At 63.5% G+C, this 24,102-nt stretch carries 24 protein-coding genes; 5 read left to right on the plus strand and 19 right to left on the minus strand.

What is annotated here, in order from left to right:
* Nucleotides 1–29 precede the first annotated feature (29 nt).
* From HMPREF2912_RS01670 to lysS, 3 genes are all read right to left on the minus strand, one after another.
* Nucleotides 30–974, minus strand: a complete 945-nt coding sequence (locus HMPREF2912_RS01670) for a hypothetical protein (RefSeq protein ID WP_070532269.1) — start codon at nucleotides 972–974, stop codon at nucleotides 30–32.
* Between the two features lie 31 nt (nucleotides 975–1,005).
* Entirely contained in the window at nucleotides 1,006–1,965 is a 960-nt protein-coding gene (locus HMPREF2912_RS12820; protein WP_070683093.1) for a hypothetical protein, read from the minus strand.
* Between the two features lie 175 nt (nucleotides 1,966–2,140).
* Nucleotides 2,141–3,715, minus strand: coding sequence for a lysine--tRNA ligase (gene lysS / locus HMPREF2912_RS01680; RefSeq protein WP_070683094.1), 1,575 nt, complete (start codon nucleotides 3,713–3,715; stop codon nucleotides 2,141–2,143).
* 187 nt (nucleotides 3,716–3,902) lie between these two features.
* Here lysS and HMPREF2912_RS01685 point away from each other — a divergent pair, with 187 nt between their 5' ends.
* A complete protein-coding gene (locus HMPREF2912_RS01685; protein ID WP_070683095.1) occupies nucleotides 3,903–5,999 on the plus strand; it encodes a PhoX family protein in 2,097 nt (698 codons plus the stop codon).
* Nucleotides 6,000–6,026: 27 nt separating this feature from the next.
* Here the strand turns inward: HMPREF2912_RS01685 and HMPREF2912_RS01690 are convergent, their stop codons facing one another.
* From HMPREF2912_RS01690 to dacB, 13 genes are read right to left on the minus strand one after another with little or no spacing between them, the layout of a single operon-like run.
* Nucleotides 6,027–6,974, minus strand: coding sequence for a 2-dehydropantoate 2-reductase (locus HMPREF2912_RS01690; protein WP_070564111.1), 948 nt, complete (start codon nucleotides 6,972–6,974; stop codon nucleotides 6,027–6,029).
* 39 nt (nucleotides 6,975–7,013) lie between these two features.
* Complete coding sequence (locus tag HMPREF2912_RS01695) at nucleotides 7,014–7,787, minus strand: pantoate--beta-alanine ligase (protein WP_338025102.1); 774 nt, start codon at nucleotides 7,785–7,787, stop codon at nucleotides 7,014–7,016.
* Nucleotides 7,769–8,446: a Rossmann-fold NAD(P)-binding domain-containing protein gene (locus tag HMPREF2912_RS01700; RefSeq protein ID WP_083312470.1), complete on the minus strand. Its 678-nt coding sequence runs from the start codon at nucleotides 8,444–8,446 to the stop codon at nucleotides 7,769–7,771. The genes HMPREF2912_RS01695 and HMPREF2912_RS01700 overlap by 19 nt, the downstream gene beginning before the upstream one ends.
* Nucleotides 8,447–9,676: a DUF6779 domain-containing protein gene (locus tag HMPREF2912_RS01705; RefSeq protein WP_070683125.1), complete on the minus strand. Its 1,230-nt coding sequence runs from the start codon at nucleotides 9,674–9,676 to the stop codon at nucleotides 8,447–8,449.
* Nucleotides 9,677–9,681: 5 nt separating this feature from the next.
* Complete coding sequence (locus HMPREF2912_RS01710; protein ID WP_070532256.1) at nucleotides 9,682–10,155, minus strand: DUF3180 domain-containing protein; 474 nt, start codon at nucleotides 10,153–10,155, stop codon at nucleotides 9,682–9,684.
* 3 nt (nucleotides 10,156–10,158) lie between these two features.
* Complete coding sequence (gene folK / locus HMPREF2912_RS01715) at nucleotides 10,159–10,629, minus strand: 2-amino-4-hydroxy-6-hydroxymethyldihydropteridine diphosphokinase (RefSeq protein WP_070532253.1); 471 nt, start codon at nucleotides 10,627–10,629, stop codon at nucleotides 10,159–10,161.
* A complete protein-coding gene (folB, locus tag HMPREF2912_RS01720; RefSeq protein WP_070522732.1) occupies nucleotides 10,629–11,000 on the minus strand; it encodes a dihydroneopterin aldolase in 372 nt (123 codons plus the stop codon). The genes folK and folB overlap by 1 nt, the downstream gene beginning before the upstream one ends.
* Nucleotides 11,001–11,004: 4 nt before the next feature.
* Nucleotides 11,005–11,934, minus strand: a complete 930-nt coding sequence (gene folP, locus HMPREF2912_RS01725; protein ID WP_070522729.1) for a dihydropteroate synthase — start codon at nucleotides 11,932–11,934, stop codon at nucleotides 11,005–11,007.
* A gap of 5 nt (nucleotides 11,935–11,939) precedes the next feature.
* Nucleotides 11,940–12,530 carry a GTP cyclohydrolase I FolE gene (folE, locus tag HMPREF2912_RS01730; protein WP_070522726.1) on the minus strand — a complete coding sequence of 197 codons (591 nt, stop codon included), beginning with the start codon at nucleotides 12,528–12,530 and terminating at the stop codon, nucleotides 11,940–11,942.
* Nucleotides 12,520–15,036: an ATP-dependent zinc metalloprotease FtsH gene (gene ftsH / locus HMPREF2912_RS01735; protein ID WP_070683096.1), complete on the minus strand. Its 2,517-nt coding sequence runs from the start codon at nucleotides 15,034–15,036 to the stop codon at nucleotides 12,520–12,522. The genes folE and ftsH overlap by 11 nt, the downstream gene beginning before the upstream one ends.
* Nucleotides 15,037–15,085: 49 nt before the next feature.
* Complete coding sequence (gene hpt, locus HMPREF2912_RS01740) at nucleotides 15,086–15,673, minus strand: hypoxanthine phosphoribosyltransferase (protein ID WP_070683097.1); 588 nt, start codon at nucleotides 15,671–15,673, stop codon at nucleotides 15,086–15,088.
* Nucleotides 15,657–16,616, minus strand: coding sequence for a tRNA lysidine(34) synthetase TilS (gene tilS, locus HMPREF2912_RS01745; RefSeq protein ID WP_070622970.1), 960 nt, complete (start codon nucleotides 16,614–16,616; stop codon nucleotides 15,657–15,659). The genes hpt and tilS overlap by 17 nt, the downstream gene beginning before the upstream one ends.
* Nucleotides 16,606–17,892, minus strand: coding sequence for a D-alanyl-D-alanine carboxypeptidase/D-alanyl-D-alanine endopeptidase (dacB, locus tag HMPREF2912_RS01750; protein WP_070622967.1), 1,287 nt, complete (start codon nucleotides 17,890–17,892; stop codon nucleotides 16,606–16,608). Before dacB ends, tilS begins: the two co-directional genes overlap by 11 nt.
* 69 nt (nucleotides 17,893–17,961) lie before the next feature.
* Between dacB and HMPREF2912_RS01755 the strand changes: the two genes are divergently transcribed.
* Nucleotides 17,962–18,435, plus strand: a complete 474-nt coding sequence (locus HMPREF2912_RS01755; protein WP_039676644.1) for an inorganic diphosphatase — start codon at nucleotides 17,962–17,964, stop codon at nucleotides 18,433–18,435.
* A gap of 195 nt (nucleotides 18,436–18,630) precedes the next feature.
* The gene (locus tag HMPREF2912_RS01760; protein ID WP_070683098.1) at nucleotides 18,631–19,464 is read left to right on the plus strand and encodes an endonuclease domain-containing protein; all 834 of its coding nucleotides are present in this window, start codon (nucleotides 18,631–18,633) and stop codon (nucleotides 19,462–19,464) included.
* A gap of 33 nt (nucleotides 19,465–19,497) precedes the next feature.
* Here HMPREF2912_RS01760 and HMPREF2912_RS01765 read toward each other — a convergent pair whose 3' ends face one another.
* From HMPREF2912_RS01765 to HMPREF2912_RS01775, 3 genes are read right to left on the minus strand one after another with little or no spacing between them, the layout of a single operon-like run.
* Nucleotides 19,498–20,430: a S41 family peptidase gene (locus HMPREF2912_RS01765; protein WP_070683099.1), complete on the minus strand. Its 933-nt coding sequence runs from the start codon at nucleotides 20,428–20,430 to the stop codon at nucleotides 19,498–19,500.
* Nucleotides 20,427–21,827, minus strand: coding sequence for an FtsX-like permease family protein (locus tag HMPREF2912_RS01770; protein ID WP_042532379.1), 1,401 nt, complete (start codon nucleotides 21,825–21,827; stop codon nucleotides 20,427–20,429). Before HMPREF2912_RS01770 ends, HMPREF2912_RS01765 begins: the two co-directional genes overlap by 4 nt.
* Complete coding sequence (locus tag HMPREF2912_RS01775; protein WP_070622958.1) at nucleotides 21,824–22,510, minus strand: ABC transporter ATP-binding protein; 687 nt, start codon at nucleotides 22,508–22,510, stop codon at nucleotides 21,824–21,826. The genes HMPREF2912_RS01770 and HMPREF2912_RS01775 overlap by 4 nt, the downstream gene beginning before the upstream one ends.
* Before the next feature lie 110 nt (nucleotides 22,511–22,620).
* Here HMPREF2912_RS01775 and HMPREF2912_RS01780 point away from each other — a divergent pair, with 110 nt between their 5' ends.
* On the plus strand, nucleotides 22,621–23,313 hold the full coding sequence (locus HMPREF2912_RS01780) for a sensor histidine kinase (RefSeq protein WP_070622955.1): 693 nt from the start codon (nucleotides 22,621–22,623) through the stop codon (nucleotides 23,311–23,313).
* 4 nt (nucleotides 23,314–23,317) lie between these two features.
* Nucleotides 23,318–23,974 (plus strand): LuxR C-terminal-related transcriptional regulator, encoded by a 657-nt coding sequence (locus HMPREF2912_RS01785; protein WP_070622952.1) that lies wholly within the window; start codon nucleotides 23,318–23,320, stop codon nucleotides 23,972–23,974.
* The last annotated feature ends 128 nt before the right edge of the window (nucleotides 23,975–24,102 follow it).

Here is a 24,102-nt window from a genome sequence, read left to right on the forward strand (position 1 = left end):
TTCCTCGCTCCCCGGCAGGTGGTGGGGTTTTAAGGAATCGTTTCCATGTTGCGGGACGTGATGACCACGACGCTGCCACCGCTATCCAGGCTGCAGCCCAGCAGCCGGTTTTCTGGGGTATCCTCCCACAGTTTCGGCGCACCGTATGCACAGTGTCCTAGGTCAGTCTCGAGGTGGCCACGGCTTCCGCCCTCGCCAGCCTGCCAATCATGGTTGGCGTATTCATCCAACAATTCCATGGCGTCATTGCAATTCGTGCCGTCCTCTTGCACGTAGACCAAACCGGTGTCTTCACCACGCGTGCCGCTCTCACCACACACCGCACCGGTGTTGGCAATGCCATCCGCGTCCGGTTTCGCCGGGAAGGTATCGGAGTAGTACTGTCCATCATCCTTGACGGTGAAGTGGTGCCCGTTCGACTTGACCACGAACTCATTGCCGCTGTGCGCCTCAAAGGTTCCACCGTCAAAGCTCACGGTCTCGCCCTCGTTGAGCGTTTCAACCTCGGTGGGCCTATAGAACTCGATGGCCCACACAGGGAAGAAGCCACGGTCACTGCGGTAGCTCACCGCGTTTGACCTCCAGCTTTGCATGACTGGCCCCGGATAGATTGGCGGATCAGCAAACTCCACCTTGCAGTTTGGGCCGTCAGTCTCTTCGTGAATGAGGCAGAGGACGCGCCCATCAGGGCTCTTGACGGCCGGGATGGGGTTCGGAATACTCGCCCGATCACCGCCGGCCATAAAGTCCTTCGGATCGCGTTCCTTCAATCCGCCGGGTTTGTCTTTATCGGGCTTGGCGCTGCTCGACGCCGCGGCCTCAGTAGAGCTACTGGAGGCAGACTCAGAGCTAGTGGAGCTGGCTGAGTTCTGTTGAAACTGTGGCTCATCGCCCGCCGGTTCGCTCGTGGAAGAACACGAAGCCACGGCGCAGGCCATGAGGGAGGCAGAAAGGATAGAGAGAAGCTTCTTCATAACAATCATCGTCCCACGAATTAGTGCTGCGCTAGTAGTTATATGTGTATTTCGGAACATCTGGGTGTACAGCGTCGAGAAGAATGACCCGACCATTACCGGACAAATCACCGCAGTGCAGACGGCGTGCATCCGGATCCGGCATGTCAATGTACTCCGGTTCTCGGTAGGAACACTTCCAGCCGTCAAGCTCCAGGATTCCCCGGGTGTTCATTTCTTTTATGTCCCACTCGTAGTTGACGTACTTGTCCACGATCTCCATTGCAGTCGTGCAATTCGTTCCGTCTGTCTGCACAAAGACTTTCTGGCGGCCAAAATTGGTGTCGACCTCGCCGCAGACGGTACCCACGGGCGCATAACCGTTGGAGTCCGGCTTCAGCGGATAGGTATCCGCCGAAAACTGGCCGCCGTCCTTCACCGTGAAATGATGGTCTTCGACCCGAACGGTGAATTCTTCTGCGCTGGGGGCTTCAAAAATCACGCCGTCTATTTCGACTTTCTCGCCTTCCCCCAGCTGCTGTGACGGCACCTGGTCCCCGGGATCTACCACGCCGTTGGGGAAGAAGCCTGCGCCATCTTTGAAGGAAACCATGTTCGCTTCCCATTGCGGGTTCTCTGGGTCAGGCAGGATAGGAGGGTTTTCAAATCCAACGGTGCACCACGGCCCTTGAGAGCCCTCATGCAGAGAACACGACACCCTGCCGTCTGGGCTCCTCACTCCCCAGGCAACCGTGGTCTCATACCTGAACCCAGTCGCGCGGAAGTCCTCAGCATCGCGTTCTTTGAGGCCCGAAGGTTGAGAGCCAAACTCCGGCTCGCGATCTGTGGATTCGCTTTCTTCGGCGCTTTCAGAGCTTTGCGCATTGCTTTGCGAACCGGAGGACTCCACAACTTCGAATCGATGAGCTTCCTCGGTTCCTTCATCAGAAGAACACGCAACCAAGCCAGCCGTTACAAGCGGCAGTGTGAGAAGAGAGAGTAGCTTTTTCATGTTTTGTATTGTTCCACGCAGGCAGGCCTCTCGCTGAGTGATGTGCGCTGCGGCGACAAACTGAAAGCACCACCAAAACACAGCAACGCACAAGCCTTCAGCTGTGGGGCTGGTGGCTTGTGCGTTGCGCGCGGAATGTGCCGCGGGGTGTGCTCTGTGTGAGTTGGCCTCGGGCCTACTTCTCCGGCTTCACAATGGGGAAGAGCACGGTCTCACGGATACCCAGGCCGGTCAGGGCCATGAGCAGACGGTCGATGCCCATGCCAGCACCGGCTGTCGGCGGCATGCCCTGCTCCATGGCAGCGAGGAAGTCCTCATCCAAGACCATGGCTTCCTCATCACCGCCGGCGGCCAAGCGCGCCTGATCCTCAAAGCGCTCGCGCTGGATAACGGGATCCACCAGCTCCGAGTATCCGGTAGCCAGCTCGAAGCCGCGCACGTAGAGATCCCACTTCTCGGTCACACCCGGCAGGGAGCGGTGCTGGCGGGTCAGCGGAGAGGTCTCGACCGGGAAGTTCTTCACAAAGATCGGGCCCTCGAGCTGGTCCTCGCAGAGCACCTCCCAGATCTCTTCCACCAGCTTGCCGTGGCCCCAGCCGCCGTCCTTCGGGACGTCGAGCCCGATGACGTCGGCAAGCGCCTTCAGCTCCTCGACGGTGGAGTCGATGGTGACCTCCGGCTGGCCCGGGAACTTGCGTTGCAGAGCCTCGTTGAGTGAGGGGTACATTTCAATCTCCGGCCACTCTTCACCACCGAAGTCATACTCAGTGCCATCCGCCAAGGTGACGGTGGTGGAACCGAAGACCGCACGTGCCACCGACTGGATGGACTCACGGGTGGTACGGGCGCAATCGTTGTAGTCGCCCCACGCGGCGTAGGTCTCCAGCATGGCGAATTCCGGGGAGTGGGAGCGGTCGACGCCCTCGTTGCGGAAGTTGCGGTTGATCTCAAAGACGCGATCGATGCCGCCGACGACGGCGCGCTTAAGGAAGAGCTCCGGCGCGATGCGCAGGTACAGGTCAATGTCCAAAGCATTGGAGTGCGTTACGAACGGGCGGGCTGCTGCACCGCCGTGGAGGGTCTGCAGCATCGGGGTTTCGATCTCTACGAAGCCCTCATCCTCCAGGTAGTTGCGCAGTGCACGCATGACCTTGACGCGGGTCATGGCATTCTTGCGGGCTTCCTCGCGCACGATGAGGTCGTTGTAGCGCTGGCGCACGCGGGTTTCCTCATTCATGTCAGCGAAGGACACCGGAAGCGGGCGCAAGGACTTCGCCGCCATGGTCCATTCGCTAGCCATGACGGAGAGCTCGCCGCGGCGCGAGGCAATAACTCGGCCGCGCACGGAGATGAAATCACCCAAGTCAACGTCGGACTTCCACGCGGCGAGGCGCTCCTCCCCTACCTCTGCAAGGGACAGCATGGCCTGCACCTGGGTTCCGTCGCCATCCTGCAGGGTGGCGAAGCACAGCTTGCCGGTATTGCGCATGAAGATGAGGCGGCCGGCGATGGCCACCTCAACGTCAGTCTCCTCACCAGCGCTGAGGTAGGTGACGCCCTCTTCCGCGGCTGGCTCCTCACCTTCGGCCACCACCTGGAACTGCTGGCGAAGATCCCGCAGGGAGATCGTGCGGTCTACGGTCACCGGATAGGGCTCGGTGCCGGACTCCAACAGTCGGGCACGCTTCTCGCGGCGAATGCGCAGCTGCTCGGGGACGTCAGTAACTTCAGTATTCTTCTTCTCGCTCACGGTTGTCTAGGGTAGTCGATCCCTATACGCTGGCGCGATCCCGGTTCACAGAGTGTTCATCTAGCGGTTAGACAGGATCAACCGCGCGGTCATCTCAACCGTATTAACTCATGACGTCCGTTGCGACACTTCGTTGCGACATCCCCTTGCGCAACCAACGATTTTCGATTTTTGGAGCATAACTTTCATGGCACTCAACGGCCGTAATCTCTTGGCTAACATGTTCACCTCGTCTCGTTCTTCTCTTACCTGCACCTACAAGTGCGGTAATGCCTGTTTCGGCGAATGCGAGAACACCTCCGACAACCCTTACTTCGGCGACCAGTTCTCCCGCCGTACCGCCCTGCGCGCCGGTGGCTTGGCTGTCGTCGCCGTTGGTGGTTCCTCTGCGCTGGCTGCATGCGCTGCTCCGGATGACAACGGGTCTGCGGCGGGCGGCTCCTCCAACAAGACCAGCGAAGTTAAGGGCTCCGACATCGAGCTCACCTCCGCCGAAGGCATGCACTTTGAAGCCGTTGAGGCCAATACCAAGGATGAGGTCGTCATCCCAAAGGGCTATGAGCAGTCCGTTCTGATTGCCTGGGGTGACCCAGTCATCGAGGGCGCTCCGGAATTCGACGTCAACAACCAGACCGCCGAAGCGGCGGAGAAGCAGTTCGGCTTCAACAATGACTTCGCCGGCCTCATCGAGCACCCGGATGACAAGAACCGCATGATCTACATGTGCTCGCACGAGTACACCACCGAGCCGATGATGTTCCCGGACTACGACCCGGAGAACCCCACCGAGGAGCAGGTAAAGATCGGCTGGGCCGGTCACGGCCACACCATCCTCGAGGTGTCCAAGGTCAAGGACTCCGGCGAGCTCAAGCGTGAGTTCGGCCCGCTCAACCGCCGCATCACCGCCACCACCCCGTTCACCCTGGTGGGCCCAGCTAAGGGCACTGACCTGGTGAAGACCTCCGCCGACCCGAAGGGTGAGAAGGTCCTGGGTACCCTCAACAACTGCTCCGGCGGCGTGACCCCGTGGAACACCATGCTCTCCGGCGAAGAGAACTTTGATCAATACTTCGCCGGCGGCGACATCAAGGATCAGAAGGCTGCTGAGTCCTTGAAGCGCTTCGGCATCGAGGAGGGCCCGTCCGACCGTAAGTGGGAAAAGTACGATGACCGCTTTGATGTGACCAAGGAGCCGAACGAGCCGAACCGCTTTGGCTGGCTCGTGGAGATCAACCCGCTGGACCCGAAGTCCACCCCGATCAAGCACACCGCAGTGGGCCGCTTCAAGCACGAGGCCGGCAACATCCACATCACCAAGGATGGCACCGTGGTGTGCTACTCCGGCGATGACTCCCGCTTCGAGTACGTCTACAAGTTCGTCTCCACCAAGAAGTACAAGGAAGGCGATCTCGAGCACAACATGACCATCCTGGACCACGGCACCTTGTACGTGGCCAAGATGGAGGGCAACTCCCCGGAGAAGGAAATCGACGGCTCTGGTGTCCTGCCGGAGGACGGCGCTTTCGATGGCAGCGGCGAGTGGGTCAAGCTGCTGACCTCCGATACTGAGAACAACAAGTTCGAGTCCCACGTGGACGGCATGTCCGCCGAAGAGGTCGCCGTCTTTACCCGTGAGGCCGCCGACAAGGTGGGCGCCACCAAGATGGACCGCCCGGAAGACGTCCAGGTTCACCCGGAGACCGAGAAGGTCTACATCGCGCTGACCAACAATAAGTACCGCGGCGCCACCGGCGAGAACGCTAAGAAGAACAAGGAAGACGCCAAGGAATGGGCTCCGGTCAAGGAGAACAAGAACGGCCTCGTCATGGAGCTCGAGGATGACCACGCCGGTGAGAAGTTCACCTGGAACCTCTTCCTAGTCTGCGGTGACCCGCGTGAGGCCAGCACCTACTTCGGTGGCTTCGACAAGGAGAAGGTCTCCCCGATTTCCTGCCCGGATAACCTGGCCTTCGACAACCACGGCAACCTGTGGATCTCCACTGACGGCAACGCGCTGGACTCTAACGACGGCCTCTACGCCGTGACCACCGAGGGCGAGACCCGCGGCGAGCTCAAGTGCTTCCTCACCGTCCCGGCGGGCGCGGAGACCTGTGGCCCGATCGTCGACGATGACCGCGTCATGGTCAACGTTCAGCACCCGGGCGAGTCTGATGACGCCACCTTCGACAAGGCCACCTCCCACTGGCCTGATGGCGGTAAGTCCACCCCGCGCCCGGCCGTGGTTGTGGTGTGGAAGAAGGGCGGCAAGATCGGTACCGAATAAGGCACCGACGCTGCGCAGTGCGCACTCTTAGGCGGTGCGCAGCTGCGCCTCCAGCACCTCCTGTGCGAAGTCCCACAACGGGGTTGCAACCCCAGCTTTGACGCCCATGCGTCGGATCGCTCCGACCTGGGCGTCTAATTCGTTGGGCAATCCTTCCTTGATATCGCGCTGCATTGAGGACGTGCTGTCCGGGTGCTGCTGGCGGGCAAACTCCATGGTCTGTTCCACCACGTTCTCTGGTAGCTCCACGCCGAGTGCGCGCCCGACGGCCTCAACTTCCCGCATGAAGGCCTCGAGCTGGCCGGGGATTTCCTGGCAGAGGTACCCAATCGGTTTGTCCACCAAGGTGCCTAGAGTGCCTGTCGGGGTGACGAACATGGCTTTCGACCAGACGTCGACAAGCGCGGCGTCGTGGAACTTGCTGGAGGCCCCAGACTTTTTCAACGCGGCCGCCAGCTCCTCGCCCGTACGGCGCAGCGACTCCGGCGCCTCAGCACTCAGCGGACCAAAAGCCAAAGCCAAGGGCCCTGGGTTGCGCTTGATCTGAGCCGGTCCCAGGCGGGTGGCGTAAACGCGGGCGACACCGGCAAGGATGTTTTCCTCCCCGAATTCCTCGGCCGCCAGGTAGGGAATCTCAACCGAGTTGTGCGTGGTCACCACCGGGATCCCCTGCAGGGCCTCTCGGTCCTCCGCGCTGCCAAAGGTCTCGTTGCCCGGCAGCGCCTTCGACGCAATAACCGCCACGTCCAGCCCACCCAAGAGTTCTTTGACCTCAGCAAAAGTTTGGGCAGCCGGGACCTTAATGACCTCGGTGGTGGTGGGTTCCGCGTGGGCGTCGATCAGCGTCACGCCCGTCTCCCCCAACACCCGCAAGGTCTCACCGCGAGCGACGAAGGCGACGTCGTGGCCCGCTGCTTTCAGTTTTCCGCCAAAGTATCCGCCGATGGCGCCGGCTCCCAGAATTCCAATCTTCATGCCTCCAACCTAACTGGTGGAGACCTGCGCCACAGACTTTTATCCGCGCTGTTCTAAGTTACGGAAGCCAATGCCCAACGGCACGCCCGCGTTATCGATGAGCCGCACCCCACCCACGGTAGCGGCGATAAAGAGGCGGGCATCGCCCTCTGCGGGGGCCTCACCCAGGTCGCGTCCGCGCAGCTCGACGTACTCCGACTCCACGTTTGCTGCGGCCAACACTTCACGTGCCACGCGCACAACCTCTTCGGCTCCGGACTCCGCCGCGTACGCACCGGCGGTGAGTGCCGCCGACAGCGCGCTGGCTTGCTCGCGGGCCTCCGGTGCGACGTCAGCGTTGCGCAGGCTCATCACCACTCCGTCCGGCATGCGCACCGAGGGCACGCCCTGCACGCGCGCTGTGATGTGGAGGTCCGTAAAGGCCTGCTGGGTGGCCACGAGCAGCTCGTAGTCCTTCTCCCCCATGAGCACATCGCTGGGCCCCAGCGCACAGGTCAGCGCCACAATGCGGGTCAGCTCCGCGCTCACGTCCTCCATGCCGTGATCGGGTGCGAGGACCCGCGTGCGCTGGCTCTGCTCGCTATAGCGCCACACCACATCAACACCGTCGAGGGCAGAGATGTCCGTCTCTGGGTCCACAGCCACGACGACGATGCCGCCGCGCACGCGCTGCGCCGCCTGCACCAAGGCCAAGTGCCCCGCATGGATATCGCGGCCCAGCGGCACGAGCACCACACGCTTGCCCGTCTTGCGGTAGGCGCTACCAACCATGCGGATGCGCTCAATGTCCTCCACTAGGAGTTGTTCTGCCACGGCGCTTCCTTTCTTACTGCCCACAGTTCCAGTTCTTCAATCTTCTCCTGCCCGCCCACCATGCGGGCGACGTCGCGGTAGTTGCGCGCCATGCCCAGCTCCACGGCGGCAGAATAAGCATCGATGATGTCCCCGGCGTCGAGGTCGAAGGCGCCGCCCATAAAGTTTTCGATAATCCCCGCCTTTATCGCCGCCCACACGCTGAGTGCACCGAGCATCTCCGCGTAGTACGACCGTGCGGCACGTTCGGCGCGCTGCTCCTCCGGCACCGTTTCTGCGGACTGGGAAATCTCCGATAGCAGCAGACCAATGACGGTTTCCGCTACCTCATCGGGCGTGCTCACCGCATAGGAGTCAGCCAATGGTGCTGCGGCAATCGTCACACAGCCTCGTATTTCCAGCTCATCGAGTGCTTCTACCCCAACCAGCAACGAGGTATGAATAATAATCTGCCTAGGGCGCACGTGCTTGGCCACATCCCCAACAGCCGCCTCCAGCTCTCTCGCCGTTGCAGCGATAATCAGTGCATCGAAGCGGTCCAACTCGGAGGGGTCCTCAAGGCTCTCGATGGTGTGGCCGGCCCACTCGAGGCGCCGTGCGAAGTTAAGGCCGGCCCGGGAGTTACCCCAGACCGCCACCCGCATGCGTGGTGCCTTCATCTACTTCTTGTCGCCCTTGTTCTGCTGTTCCTGCTGACGCTTGCGGCGTGCCATGAGCTCCGCCACGGAGACCGCGCCCTCGCGGTGCTCATCGCTGCGGCGGCGGCCACGGGTGCTGGTCTGTGCGGTGTCTGCCTCCGGCTTGCGGTGGCGGTGGTGCGGCTGGGCCGGGGCAGAGTTCTCCTTGATGTGCTGCCCGCCCGCAGCACCCTGGTTCCACTGCACGGCCTGGAAACTATCGGTCTTAAACTCCGGCGCCTTCTGCTGCGGCTTCGGCTGTGGCTGGGGTTTCTCGGCCTTCGGCTTCGGTTGCGGCTTCTGCTGCGCCGCCTGCGGCTTAGGCTGCGTTTCGGTCATTGGGCGAAATGCCGGGGGACGGTTCTGAGAAGGCTGCGGCGCGCCGAAGGGCGATGGGGCTGGGCGGGCGCCCTGCTGATCTGCGGGATTCCCGGCGGGTTTCGTGGCGGGCTGCTCGGCTGGCTTCTGAGTGGGGTGCTGAGCAGGCTTCGCGCCTGGCTCCGCAGCCGGCTGCTGGGCGTTGGCACGGGCATTATCCGCCAACAGGTTGTCCAGCGGGTTGCTCACTGGGTGGGTGGGCTGCGAGCCGAGGCGGCCTGCCACGGCGTCGGCAGAAGGCGCGCCACCGGACTTCTGAGTGAAGTTCACGTTGGTGGCATCGCCACGCTCATCCACGCTCGCGCCGCCGGCCTTGCGCTCCAGCTCCTGGATACGGCGGGCCTCCGCGTACAGGGCGGCAGGTTCGTAGACCCACTCGCGCCCGGAGATCTCCTCGATCTGGGCGCGGATGGCTTCTAGTTCAGAACGGATCTCCGCCAGAACCTCGCTATTGTCTGCTGTGGAAGATCCGGAGGCGGTCAGTGAGGAAGCGGCATGGGCGCGCTCCACCGCCAGAAGCTCGTTGGCCTCATGGGCCTGACGGCGGTAGCGCACCACCAGGAAGAAGCCCAGAACCGCGGCCCACAGGGAGGCGAGCAAAGCGATCTTCAGCGCATTCGCTGAGCCCGAAATCAACATAACCAGGCTGGCAATGACAGCGAGAATGACCAAGACGATGAGCCCGATGGAACCGGCGTCCGTCTTCGAACCGGACTGGGAAGACTCCACCGACGTTGGCGGCTGTGAGTCCGGCTGTACAGAAAACTGGGTCGTCGGGCGATCATCCGGGGCCGACTCGTGCTGGGGCTCAGGGGCGTGGTTCGGACTCGTCATGCCCACTAACTTACCGCTTGTGCACCATCAGATGGAGGTGGCACCTCGCAGTGTCGCTCCAGCACCACTCCGGCAACGCACATCGCGGCACCACCCAGCGCCGAGGTCACCACCCCGGTCAGGTCACCGGACGCAGCAACGAGCTCGCCGGCGCGCGGCACGACATAGACCGCCATTCCCGCATAGGCCCCACCCACGATGGCGCCGGTCCACGCGGAGGCTTTACCGACGAGCAGGAATTGCGCGATAGTCATGGGATTCAGCTGCGAGTTATCCAGGCCGATGCCATGCTCATCGTCCTTGGCGCCGCGCACCTTGAGGGTCAACAGCACACAGACCAGCGCCATGGCCCACAGGGAAATCGACACCGTTGCCGGAATGGCCAGCATTGAGCCATAAAAGCGGGTGGTGAGGATGGCGGCCGCTGCGGCCACGAAGAGGGCCACGCCGACGAGCGCGCTGATCGACGTCCTCTTCATCGCCTACCCCACTTCCTTCACCGCTGCGACCTCGTCCTCATCGAGGCCCGCGATGAGCTCGCGCACCGGGGTGCCGTTGAGCTCCGCGTGCTCATCCGCAGCCAACCACGGCACGAGCACGAAAGCGCGCTCGTGTGCATAGGGGTGCGGGAGGGTGAGCTCCGGATCATCGGAGGTAACGCCGTCTATCTGCACGATGTCCACGTCTAAGGTGCGCGGACCCCAGTGCCGCACGCGTACGCGCTCGGCGGCTTCTTCCAACTTCTGGCCACGGCGCAGCAGCTCCAGCGGAGTGCAGTCCACGTCCACGATAAGCACTGCGTTGAGGAATTCATCTTGGTCAGTCACACCCCACGGCGGGGTGGCATAGACCGGGGAGGCCGCAACGGTCTCGGCGGCGAATTCATCGAAAACGGTCTGTAGGAGCGCGCGGCGGTCCTCCATGTTGGAGCCGATGGACAAGACAGCGCGCATTAGCCTGCCATCCGCTTCCGGGAGCGGCGCGCTACGACGGCGACGTCTGCAAAGGTGCGCGGGATGGGTGCCTTCGGCTTGTGGATCGTCACCTCGATGGCGTGGAGGATCTCGAAGCGCTTCATCGCGGTCTCGGCGACTTCAGCGGCCACCGTTTCGATGAGATCGCGGGAGGGGCCTTCGACGATGTTTGCGGCGACGTCGGCAAGCTCGGCGTAATTCACCGTACGGGACAGGTCATCCTCGATGCCCGCGGTGTCCAACCAACATGTGACGTCCACGATGAAGGGCTGCCCCGTCTTCTTCTCTTCCTCGAAGACTCCGTGGTAGCCAAAGCATTCCAGACCGGTGAGCTCGATGCGATCCGCCATGGGCTTAAGCCCTCCCCAGCGAAGTCGAGACCACGGTTCCTCCATCGGCGCCGTTGGCATAGCTGCCGGAGGCATGCTCGCCGCCGGTATACGCCGCGCCCGCATTCCAGGCGGCGGCCACATCCACAGCATCGCGGGAGACGTCGACCTCGTGCACGCGCACGCCCCACGCTCCCATCTGCGCGGAGATGGCGGTCACGGCCGCGGTGGCCGGATCCGCGAGCAGCGGGCTGGACTCGGCACCGCGATCCTCCCGGATGGCGGCGAGGAAGCGCTTGCGGGAAGCGCCCACGAGCAGCGGGAACTCGCCCTGCAGGAACTCCGGCAGCGCCTTGAGCAAAGCCCAGTTATCCTGCGGGGACTTGGCAAAGCCCAGGCCCGGATCCACGACGATATTGTCGTGGCTGACACCTGCCTGCAGGGCGTTATCGGCGAGCTTCGCCAGGGACTCGTGGACATCGCGCACGACGTCCCCGCCGTGGTCGGCCACTCCGGCCGCGCTGCCGAACTGGACGGTGCGCCAGTGCATGAGGCACACCGGCAGGCCGGTGGCGGCCATGGTGCGGTACATGTCCGGGTCGGCCGCACCGCCGGAGACGTCGTTGATCATGTCGACACCGGCCTCCGCGGCCGCTGTGGCAACCGAGGCTCGCATCGTGTCCACCGAGGTCTTGATCCCCTCCTCGTGCAGCGCCTTGATGACGGGCACGACGCGGCGCTCTTCCTCTTCGGCCGCGACACGCACCGCACCTGGGCGGGTGGACTCGCCGCCCACATCGATCATGTCCGCGCCGGAGGCCACCAAGTGCCGGGCGTGCGCGATGGCGTCGTCGACATTAATCCAGCGTCCGCCGTCGGAGAAGGAATCTTCCGTGACGTTGACGATGCCCATGACCAGCGTGCGGCCGGGAACGGTAAGGTTGCTGACTGCCATGGAAACTAGCTCCTAATGAGGCTCATGACCTCCGCACGGGAGGCCGCATTCTTCTTGAAACCGCCGCGGACTGCGGACGTCGTCGTCGTGGCCCCTGGCTTGCGGATGCCGCGCATGGCCATGCACAGGTGCTCGCACTCGATGACCACGATGACGGACTGTGCGTGGAGGACGTCCACGAGGGCGTCTGCAATCTGAGAGGTCAGGCGTTCCTGGACCTGCGGGCGCTTGGCGTACATATCCGCCAGGCGGGCCAGCTTAGACAGTCCGGTGACGTGGCCGTCGGGGCCCGGGATGTAGCCGATGTGTGCCTTGCCGTAGAAGGGCACAAGGTGGTGCTCGCACGTGGAGTAGATGGGGATATCGCGCACGAGGACGAGTTCCTGGTGCTCCTCCGCGAAGGTCTTGTGGAGGACCTCGGTCGGGTCCTGGTGGAGACCGGCAAAGACCTCCGCGTAGGCGCGGGCCACGCGGGCCGGGGTTTCGCGCAGGCCCTCGCGGTCGGGGTCCTCGCCCACGGCGATGAGAAGCTCGCGGACAGCGGCTTCGGCGCGCTCGTGATCGAACTCGCGCTGCGCCGGGATGTTATCGCTCATTATTCTCGCCGTCCTTGTACGGGTTGTTGCGGTATTCGTTGTCTCCCCAGCCGGGCGCGCCCCAGGCGTGATCCTCCGGCTTGGCGTGGCGGCCGCGGCGCTCTTGCTCGCGTTCGCGTGGCTGTGCTTGAGGCTGTGCCTGTGCTTGCGGTTGCGATTCCGGCTGTGCTTGTTGCTGCGGTGCAGCGGACTCCGGCACGCGCGGAATCTCCTGGGTGACCTCGTTGCTGGGGCCCTTCTGCTCTTCAGCCGGTTGCTCCGCAGCCGGCTGGGCCTGCTCTGGGGCCACGGTCTCATCGTGTGCTCCATCGCTTTCGGCACGGTCCTCGCTGAGCTCGCGGCCGGTAGGTTCGGTGATCTCGGATTCACCGAAGAAGGTGTTGCCCTTCTCCGGATCCACGTAATCGCCGGCGTGCTGGCCAAAGCTGAAGCCGATCTCCTCGACCGGCGCCTCCGATGCAGCGCCAGCGAGCTCGCCGCCGTTCTCCTTTGCTCGCTCCAGCTCCGCGTGGCGGCGCTCGCGGGCGGCACGGGAGGCGTCGAGAAGCGTCATGCGTTTCGGCAGTTCCTCACCACGCTCCTGGGCCAGCTCCACCGGGGTCTTCACCGGCTCGCGACCAGCCTGGCGCGGGAAGCGGGCGTCCTCGTTCGGGAAGACGTCGAAGGCCTCGCGCGGCTCAATGCCCTCGAAGATGCCCTCGAGATCCGGGCGGCGCAGGGTTTCCTTCTCCAGCAGCATCTCGGCGAGCTTATCCAGGTAGTCGCGGTGCTCGGACAGGATGTCATAGGCCTGCTGGTGCGCGCGGTCCAAGAGGTACGCCATCTGCTCATCGATCTTGGTGGCCACGGAATCCGAGTAGTCAATGGTTCCACCGCCGCCGGCATAGCTGAAGGGATCGCCCTGTTCCTGGCCGTACTTGACGGTGCCCAGGTCCGGGCTGAAGCCGTATTCGGTCAGCATGGAACGCGCGATCTTGGTGGCGTGCTCGATATCGGAGGAGGCACCGGTGGTCGGTGCGCCGAACACGAGCTCTTCCGCGGCACGCCCGCCCATGGCGAAGACGAGGCGAGCGAAAAGCTCGTCGCGGGTGTACATGCCCTTGTCGTCTTCCTGCGCGGTCATGGCGTGGCCGCCGGTGCGGCCGCGGGCCAGGATGGTCACCTTGTAGACGCGCTCAATGTCCTTGAGCGCCCACGCCGACAAGGTATGGCCGCCCTCGTGGTAGGCGGTGACCTTCTTCTCATGCTCAGAGATGATCTTGCTCTGGCGGCGCGGGCCGCCGACGACGCGGTCGGTGGCCTCCTCCAGCGCGTCGTAGGTAATGACGTTGCCGCCAATGCGCGCGGTGAGCAGGGCAGCCTCGTTGAGAACGTTGGCCAGGTCCGCACCGGACATGCCGGCGGTGCGCTTGGCCAGCTGCGCCACGTCCACTTCCTTGGCCAGCGGCTTGTCCTTAGCGTGCACGCGCAGAATCTGCTCGCGGCCGGCCAGGTCCGGATTGGTCACCGGGATCTGGCGGTCGAAGCGGCCCGGGCGCAGAAGCGCCGGGTCCAAGATGTCGGGACGGTTGGTGGCGGCGATGAGGATGACGCCCTCACGGTCACCGAAGCCATCCATCTCCACGAGCAGCTGGTTCAGGGTCTGCTCGCGCTCATCGTGTCCACCGCCGGTGCCGGAGCCGCGCTGACGGCCCACGGCATCAATCTCGTCGACGAAGATGATGCACGGGCTATTTTGCTTGGCCTGCTTGAACAGGTCGCGCACGCGGGAGGCACCGACGCCGACGAACATCTCCACGAAGTCGGAACCAGAAATGGAATAGAAAGGCACGCCGGCCTCACCCGCAACGGCGCGGGCCAGCAGGGTCTTACCCGTGCCGGGAGGGCCGTACAACAGCACGCCGCGCGGGATCTTCGCGCCCAGCGCGTGGTAGCGCTCCGGATCATCCAGGAAGTCCTTGATCTCCTGGAGCTCATCCACCGCTTCATCCGCACCGGCAACATCCGCAAAGGTGTTGGTGGGCATGTCCTTGGTCAGCTCCTTGGCCTTAGAGCCACCAATGCCGAACATGCCGCCCGCGCCCTGCTGCATGCGGGTCATGAGCCAGAACAGCAGCGCGAAGAGGATCAGCATTGGCAGCAGGAAGCTGATCATGGAACCGATGAAGGAATCCTGCGTCACCTTGGTCTGGTACTTCTCCGCACCAGAGCCCTTCACCGCATTGAAGACCTGCTCGGAGGCGCGGGCCGGGTACTTGGCAATGACCTCCTCGATGCCCTCCTGCTCTTCCACCGTTACCGGCTTCTTGAGCTTGAGGCGCAGCTGTTGCTCGCGGTCATCGATCTGCGCTTCCTCGACGTTCTTATCCGCCAACTGCTGCATGGCCACGGAGGTGTCGACCTGCTTGAAGCTGCGGGCATCATTGCTAAAGAACGTAAAGGCGTACAGCAGAATGAGAACCAGGCCCGCAATCGAGCCATAGCGGATGATGTTCTTGTTTTTCATTAATTACCTTGCGAATTCGAGGCCTCAAACCAAAGAGGGCAAGAAAAGACTAGTCGTTGCTGTAGACCGCAGGCTCCAGCGTGCCCACATAGGGCAGGTCACGGTAGCGCTCCGCAAAATCCAGACCATAGCCCACGACGAACTCGTTGGGGATATCAAAGCCCACGTCGAAGAGATCCAGCTCCGCCTTGACCACCTCGGGCTTGCGCAGCAGCGTGACCACTTCCAGGGAACGCGGCTGGCGGCCCTGCAGGTTGCGGATGAGCCAGGACAAGGTCAGGCCGGAGTCGATGATATCTTCCACGATGACCACATCGCGGCCCTCGATATCGCGGTCCAGGTCCTTCAAAATACGCACCACGCCCGAAGAGGAGGCCGAGTTGCCATAGGAGGACACCGCCATGAACTCCAGTTGGGACGGAATGGTGAGCTTGCGGGCAAAGTCCGTCAAGAAGAAGACCGCACCCTTAAGCACGCACACCAGGATGAGGTCATCATCGGCGTTGCTGTATTTCTCGGAAACGCGGTCCGCCATCTCTTGGACGCGCGCCTGAAGATCGTCTTCGGCGACGAGTACGTTTCTAATGTCCTCTCCATAAGGATTGGCGGGGACGGCTGAATCATGGTTGTCGTGCACGTGAGCGCTCCTTTGCTGACCGAGGCAATAGTGACAGTTTGCCACCAACGCGTGCGACTTCCAACCTTGTACCTCTCTTTTCACCACGGACGGCGATTGGCCCCTGCCCGTGCCACCGCGTACACAGGGCATCGATGCCGCGCACCGCCTCGCGCGTAACCTCTACCCCTTCCTCGCGCAGCCACGCGGCAATCGCCCGGCGGCGCTTCGGCTCGGGAAGGGCGGCTAGCTCGGCGCAGTCGGGGGTGGGGTGGGTGGTGAGAAGGGCGTCGTCAAGCGCGGCGTCATGGGCGGCCTGGGCCAAAGCCGGCACGGGGTCACCGCCTAGGATCTCCTGCAGGCGCGGGAGGATCTCGCGGCGCAGCGCCACGCGGCGAAAGGCCGGGTCCTGGTTCTGGGGATCGTGCCAGACGTCCAGCCCTAGCTCCGCGCAGGCGGCCTCGGTCTGGGCGCGGCGCACGTTCAGCAAGGGGCGCAGCACGCGCACGCCCTCGACATCGGAACGCTCGCACATGCCCGCCACCTTCCCCCGCAGGGCGCTCAGCAGCAGGGTTTCGGCCTGGTCATCAGCGGTATGAGCCACCGCCACCTCGCCCCAGGGCGCGAAGGCACGGTACCGGGCGGCGCGGGCTTCGGCTTCAACGGAGCCTTGCTTGGCGACGTCCACCGGCAACACCTCCGCCCCCGCTCCCAATCCACGAGCCTGGTCGGCAGCCCGGCGCGCCTGTGCGGCCGAGCCTTCCTGTAGGCCATGGTCGACGCAGAGCGCTGTGACCTCGTGCCCCTCCGCAACGAGTGCGGCGGTCAAAGCGAGCGAGTCGGCCCCGCCGGACAAACCCACCGCGATGGCGCGGGGGTGCTGCCCCACCACGGCGCGGGCGGCCACCCGGCAGGCCAAGAAGTTGGGGCTTTTACGTGGCCAAAAAGGTTTCTTAGAAGTCATGGAGTGCGGCGGCGAGGGCGTCTTGGGCCTGGCGAGCGGAGGTGACTTCGCCGTCGTTGACCAGGAAGGCGAAGGCATAAACCCGGCCCGACTGGCCTTGGGCGGTGCCGGTCAGCGCGGAGGTTCCGGTGAGTGTGCCGGTCTTGGCGCGCACGAAGCCGCGGGCGGGCGAATCGGAATAGCGCTCATAGAGGGTTCCTTCGCCGCCGGCGAGGGGGAGGTAGCCCAACAGTGGGCGAAGCTCTTCGGTGGCCACGGCTTGGTCCGCGATGTGCGCGAGGAGGCCTGCCGGGATGCGATTATCGCGGGAGAGACCGGAACCGTCCTTTAAGGTGACGCCGTTGACGTCGATGCCGGCGCCGCTGAGCGTGTCGAGGGTGGCCTGCGCGGCACCGTCAAAACTTGCCTCCGCATCTTGGCTGATGGCCAGCTCGCGGACGATGGCCTCTGCCATGACGTTGTCGGAGTCCTTCGCCGCTTGCTGCGCGCGCAGGGCCAGCGGCTCGGACTCGCTGGAGGCGATGGCCTCCGCGTTGTCGGGTGCGGGGGCCATGTCGGCTTTATCGGTACCCAGGCGGTTGGCGAGCGCGCGGGCGACGTCGAGTGCCGGCTCATGGGAGCGCGGGACGTCCCCGGTCTTCTCCCCGATGCGCCCGCCGTAGAGCATGGCCGGCTGGATGGGGGCGACATAGCCGCCGTCGATATTGTCATCGTCCCAGCCGGGAGCCTGGTCGGGGCCGGCCCAGACGGAGGTATCAATGGATACTCGGTTGACGGTACTCATGTGCTTCTTGATCTGCTCCGCGAGCTCATCGAGGCGCTCGTCCGTCAGCCACACATCGCCGGAGGCTTTGATGACCACGTCGCCATCGTTATCGCCTTTGACCACTTCCGTGGTGAGGCGTTCTTCTTCATCGAGCGCGAGCGTTGCTGCGGCGAGGGTGAGGACCTTGGTTGAGGAGGCGGGCGTGAGCGGCTTTGCGGGTTCGCGCTCCCACAGCACCTCGTGGGTGGTGGTGTCGATGACCTGACCGCCGAAAGTGGCGAGAGCCTTGTCTTTGCCCAGCTCATCCAACTTCGCTTTAAGCGCGGCGGTGTCTATCTCACCAGGCTCGACGGGTTGGAGCAGCGTTTCGGGTTCTGCCTGCTTATAGGGCTGGCCGTGGTCCAGTTGATCGTAGGTGCGCTGGACTTCTACGCCCACTGCGGCCGTCGCCGCCACGACGCCGGCCGTGACGAGGGCCGCAGTACTCCACCAGACATGCTTAGCTTTCATCGCCCTTTAGACTAGCGCGGTAGACTATGCGGAGCACATGCCAACCTATTAGTTATGGAGGATTCAGCCGTGAGCGTTGAAGTAACCATCGAGATCCCGAAGGGCTCCCGCAACAAGTACGAGGTGGACCACGAGTCCGGCAAGGTTTACCTGGACCGCTACCTGTTCACCCCGATGGCTTACCCGGCTGACTACGGCTTCATCGACCACACCCTCGGCGAGGACGGCGACCCGCTCGACGCACTCGTCATCCTCCCGGAGCCGGTCTTCCCGGGCGTTGTCGTGGAAGCTCGCATCCTCGGCGTATTCAAGATGACCGACGAGGCCGGCGGCGACGACAAGCTGCTCGCCGTCATCGATGACCCGCGCTGGGAGCGCTACCAGGACATCAACGATGTGGAGCAGCACATCAAGGATGAGATCGAGCACTTCTTCGTCCACTACAAGGACCTGGAGCCGAACAAGGAAGTTACCGGCTCCGGCTGGGGCGACAAGGCTGAGGCAGAGAAGATCCTCGAAGAGGCTAAGGCTCGCTTCAAGTAATTCGCGTTTCTAGGGACGTTTCGATCAAATAAGACCCAAAATCCGAGGGTTTGAGAGGCCTTAGTTGATCGAAACGTCCTTTTTCTTTGTCACCGCGACAACTCCGCATTCGTGACGTACGATTCGATCAAATAGGGGGCCGAAAACAGCGGTTTCTGGGGGCTTATTTGCTAGAAACGTACTCATCGGGGGCACATGAAAATTTTCGAGGGACGCGCGGGCACTCGCCGTGCGGCTAATGGCCAGGCAATCAAGATTTGTCGCGGTCTGTATTTATCTGCGGTGCCAACGCCGCGCGAGCTCGCTGAAATCGTCTCACGACGCTGGCCGGATTCAGCTCTGGATGGCTACACCGCCGCCCAGCAGTATCTTGGCCAAGAACTGACTTTTCCGCTTCACTTCCTGCGCGCAGGAACGATGGCACCGAGCACGTACTTCCGGAGCCGACGGGCGCGGCCCAAAGCGCTGGGCAGCATGAATGGGGTAAACGTGTGTAGCCCGCTGCAATTCGTTGAGGCGATGGAGCACGAGGATGCCGTGGCCTTCATCGAGGCCTTCTTCGCTGGGCCGCATGGGCGCTCTCGCATCGAGACGGAACAGCTGGACTTTCGCCGCCTGCCCAAGCACACGCGTGAGGTGTTGGAAAAGGCCATCGTCGGGGCGGATAGCAAGCCGGAGCGCGACCTCACCCGGGGTCTCGATCCCCACGTCAAAGTCCGCAACAACGTGCGGATTGGCCCCTACCGCTGGGACTTGCTCCTAGAGGAACACAAGGTGGCCATCGAGGTGGACGGCTATGCCTATCACAAAGGCGAGAACCGGCAGCGTTTCGAGATCGACCGCCAGAAGCTTAACGACGCCATCCAGCGCGGCTACCGGCCCCTCCACTTCACCGCCGCCACAATTGAGCACCACCTCGACGTCGCGGTTCACCAGGTCCTCGCGGTCATAAAAGGGCGGGGCGAGCTCGTTCCTCCGCCGTGGAAGTGGCATCACTATTGGCGGTGGGAAGGCGAACGTTGCGGCTAGGTCGCCGCAGCTTACTTAGGAGCCGCAACGTGCCTAGGAGCCACAGTGGGAGGCGAGCCAGCCGTCGAGCTCCGATTCCGGGGCATCGGGGGCGATGGGGTCCTCGGCGAATTCCTCGCCCGTGCGGGCCTTGTCCTTGGCCGTGGTGAGCATGAGCGAGCGGCCGTCCGGGTAATCCAGAACCACGTTCGCAGAGGCGTAGCCGGCGGTCGGCTCGCCGAAGGTGCGCGCGTTATCCAGGCCGCGGAAGGCCAGGAGGGTGGCCTCGCCGGAGGACGCGGTTTCGTCGTCGGTGAGCACGGCGACGGGGACCTCAAGCTTGCCGCCCGACGTGGTGGTGGGTGTGCCGCCACCGGTGACGGAATTGCCATCGATGACCACATCAGATGTGCCCATGCGGCTAACGAAGGAGAGCGCGGTGCCATCCGGTAGCAGGGGGCTTAAGCCCGCGTACATCGGGCCCATGTCACCGCCGCCATTGCCGCGCAGGTCCACCACGGCAGCACAGGCCTCCGGGTGGGCGGTCAGACCTTGAGCGAGCGTGTCGGCGTAGGCCTGGCCATCATCGTGGCGGCCGATGGACGGGACGGTCGCGCGCAGGACGCCATCCTCAAAATCGACCAAGGGCTCAGTGCTTTCGATGGCCTTTTCCTTCTCGGTGCTAAAGACTTTGGAGTGCTTGCCGCCGGCGGCATCAATAGCGGCATCGAGGAGCTCGGCGTTCGTGGGGTCCTCCTTAAAGGCCTCACGGGCGCGCTGGAATTCTTCGCTCTCGCCATAGATTCCGGAGATCGCTGCGGTATCCACCATCGCGGTATTGATGCGCTTCTCGCTGGCGTTAAAGAGGAAGTAGGGCTTGCCCAGCAGCGCCCCGCCATAGGAGGGGCCGAAGAAGTACACGGCCGCGACCACGGCGATGAGAGCAACGACGAACAGGCCACCGAAGATTTTCAGTACCGTTTTCATTCTTTTCGCCGTCCCGTGCGCAACACGTAACCGCGGAGAGGCTCCACAATCACGATGGCAAGGAGCGTAACCAGCCAGCCCACTGCCAAGAAGCCGAAGGCCATGAGCAGGCGGGCGAGTACATTGACGTCGCTTGACTCGACGCTGGAGAAGAACATCAGCGAGGCAATCCCGCCGCCAAAGAGGAAGCCGAAGAAACTCAATCCCACGACGGGCCCCATGACCGCAAGCGCGCCGGACCGGAACTGGAAGCCACGCGGCACGCCCATGAGATCCAGGGAGCGGATGAGCTCCTTGTCTTCAAAGATTCCGGAGACCTGTCCCAGGATGATGGACATGGTGGTCAGCGTGAAGCCAAAGATGAGGGTTAACACGACACCGGTGGAGATGTCTTTGAACACCACGTTCGTTCCGGGGTCTTCCTTGAGCGACAGAGCCAGGGCATCGGAGCCCAAGGGCGCGGTAACGAGGAATCCCGCCAAGTAACCGAAGAAGCCGATGGCAGCACTCCGCCTCCACGCGGGGCGCGCATTACCCGCCACGCGCTGGCAGGCCACGAAGTGCGCGGTACCCGGGAAGAGGGACAAGATGTGCGCGCCGAGCTGCAGGATGAAGGGAGCGATGAGGTTGATGCTCATCAGCATGCCGAACATAACCACGATGACCATAGCGGTGGGCGGGCCCGCCTTGCCGAAGAGGAAAGCCCCGCCGACCGCCACGATGACAAGGAAGACGATGGCGCGCCACCAGCGGTAAGCCGCGGGCATCTGACGCTTAGCCACGCCCAGCGGGCTCACCCGCACCCGGCGCATGCCGACGAGTGCTGCGCCGATGGCCAGCAGGAAAAGTACGCCGGCCACGGCCAGATAACCCCACCAGGGCAGCAGAATCTCAGGCAAAGAAATGGAGCGCATCTGGAAGTCCAGCTGGGTGAAGACCGGCGCGATGAGCTGGCTGATCAGCCCGCCGAGCACGATGCCAATGATGGCTTGCAGGCCCGTCTCCACGATGGCCATGCGCTCCACCTGGCGGGAGCTCAATCCCAACAGGCGCAGGGTGGCCAGGCGCTGCTCCCTGCCTGAGGCGCCGAGGACAGCGGCTTGGGCTGTGAGGTTAAACAGCGCCGGAAGAATGAAGGCGCAGGCCAACAGGGCCAGAGCAAACCACGAATACAGGAAGAACTCAATCTCGTTGCCGAAGGGCTCCTTGAGAGCCGGGGCGGCGTCCTCGACGTGCTGGGCGCGCTCCCAGAACATCCAGGTGCCACCCGCAACGAGGAAGGCAATGGCGGAACCAATGGTCAGGCTCACAATCGCCAGCACCGAGACAATTCCAGTACCGGAGCGCGCGCGTATCGATTCGCGCTGCAGGTCAAAGACCAAGGTTGCGGTGTTCATCGAATCACCCCAAGGCGGCGGTCGTCGTGGATGATGCCATCGCGAATCTCCACGCGGCGCTGCATCCAGTCGGCCACCTTCGGGTCGTGCGTGACCATGACCAGGCTGGCACCCGACTGGCGCACGATGGTGGTCAGCATCTGCATCACCTCATGACCGGTGGACTGGTCCAGGGCACCGGTGGGCTCATCGGCGAAGACCACGCCCGGATTCGCCACCAGCGCACGCGCGATGGTCACGCGCTGCGCTTGACCACCGGAAACCTGCGCCGGGCGGCGGTCCGCCAAATCGCCCAGGCCCAGTTGGTCCAGCAGCTCCAGTGCTCGCTTGCGGGCGGCACTCCGCCCCATACCGTTGAGCATTGCGGGCAGCGCCACGTTGTCCACGTTGCTCAGCTCCGGCAGGAGCTGGCCATCTTGGAAGACGAAGCCGAAGTTGCGAAGGCGGAGGCGGGAGCGGTGGGCGTCGGAAAGCGCGGAGAGCTCCTCGTCCCCGTAGCGCACGCTGCCGTGCGTGGGGGTGAGCACGCCGGACATGCAGTGCAGCAGCGTGGACTTGCCGGAGCCGGACGGCCCCATGACGGCCACGAGCTCGCCCGGCGCGATGTCGAGGGAGATTCCAGCGAGCACCGGGCCGCCGCCGAAATCCTTGGTGATGTCTGTCAGGGAAAGTGTTTGTGCCATGTCTCTCATTTCACCGTCTCGAGCCCGCGTTCAGAACAGTCCTAGCGTTGCTTTTTAAGGTAGTGCCAGCACTACCCCTCGCGCGGCCACCGCCCGATATGCTGTGAGGCGTGTTCCGAAGAAAAGCCCAACCGACCACCCACGAGCAGCAGCAGGCGGAGAAAATCGCGCAGCTGACGGCCTCGCGCCGCGCCATCGCGGATGCCTACGAGGTGGAGCGCGCCCGCATCGAGCGCGACTTGCACGACGGCGCGCAGCAGTATCTCGTGGCCGCGAGTATGAAGCTGGGCGAGGCGCTTCTCGACGCCCCCTCTGACCTCACCGAGCTCCTCACCGCCGCCAAGCAGGACGTGGACCGCGGCCTGAATTCCCTGCGTACGACGGTGCACGGCATCCACCCACAGGTCCTGCAGGACCACGGTTTGGTGGCCGCGCTTGCCGACGTCTCCTCTTCCCATGGCCCCCACGTCAGCGTCTTCGCCCCGCATCCGCTGCCGGAGCTCTCCGCCTCCGTGCTGGCGTGTGGCTATTTCTTCGGCACGGAGGCGTTGACCAACGCGGCGAAGTACGCACCGGGTGCCCCGGTTTCTGTTTTGGTGACCGCAGATGCCTCCTTGAAGATTGCGGTGGTGGATGAGGGCCCCGGCGGTGCGCAGGTGGTGCAAGGCCATGGGCTGGCCGGGATGGCCGAGCGCCTCGCCGCTTTTGGCGGGGAGATGACTTTATCTTCTCCCCCGGGCGGGCCCACCAGGGTGGCGTGCTCGATTCCTCTTCTACTCGATCGCGGACAGTCAGGAGTTTAAAGAAATGAGTTTGAGAATTGTGGTGGCGGATGATTCCGCCATTCTGCGCGAGGGCCTCGCCGGCCTTCTGGAGCGCCGCGGGCATTCAATTGTGGGCCAGGCGGACTCTGCCCCTTCGCTCGAAGCGGTGGTGGATACACTCCGCGACGAGCTTCCGGACATCGTCATCACAGATGTGCGCATGCCGCCAGGCATGGGCGACGACGGTTTGAAGGCCGCCGTGAACTTAAGAAACGCATACCCGGGTCTGCCCGTTATGGTGCTCTCTCAGTATGTGGCCCCCGCATACGCGGTGGAGCTCTTCGATTCCCCCGATGCCGGCACCGGCTACCTTTTGAAGGACCGCGTATCTGAAGTGCGGGACTTCCTCTCCAGCCTGGACGTGGTGGCTCAGGGCGGCACCGTCATCGATCCCACCGTGGCGCAGGCGTTAATGAGCTCCGGGCGCAGCGGTCTGGGCGAGCTCACTCCACGCGAGCGCGAGGTTCTCGAATTAATGTCCCGCGGCAAGTCCAACAAGGACATCGCCGCCGAGCTCGTCCTGTCTTCCGCCGCGGTGGCCAAGCACGTTTCCAATATCTTCACCAAGCTGCGGCTGGACCCCAGCGAGGACAACCGCCGCGTGAAAGCCATTCTGGAATACCTCTCAGCACACCGCTAAAGCCCGCGCCCGCCCACCGTCCCACACGAGCGCCCTGACAGAGACCGTCCACAGGATCCCAAGGAAACTGTGACGCAAGACGCATAAGCTTGTCCGTGCCCTTACCCAACCCACTCTGGAAGGACCCC

The organism is Corynebacterium sp. HMSC056E09 (genome assembly GCF_001813425.1).
Taxonomy (GTDB): Bacteria; Actinomycetota; Actinomycetes; order Mycobacteriales; family Mycobacteriaceae; genus Corynebacterium; species Corynebacterium hesseae.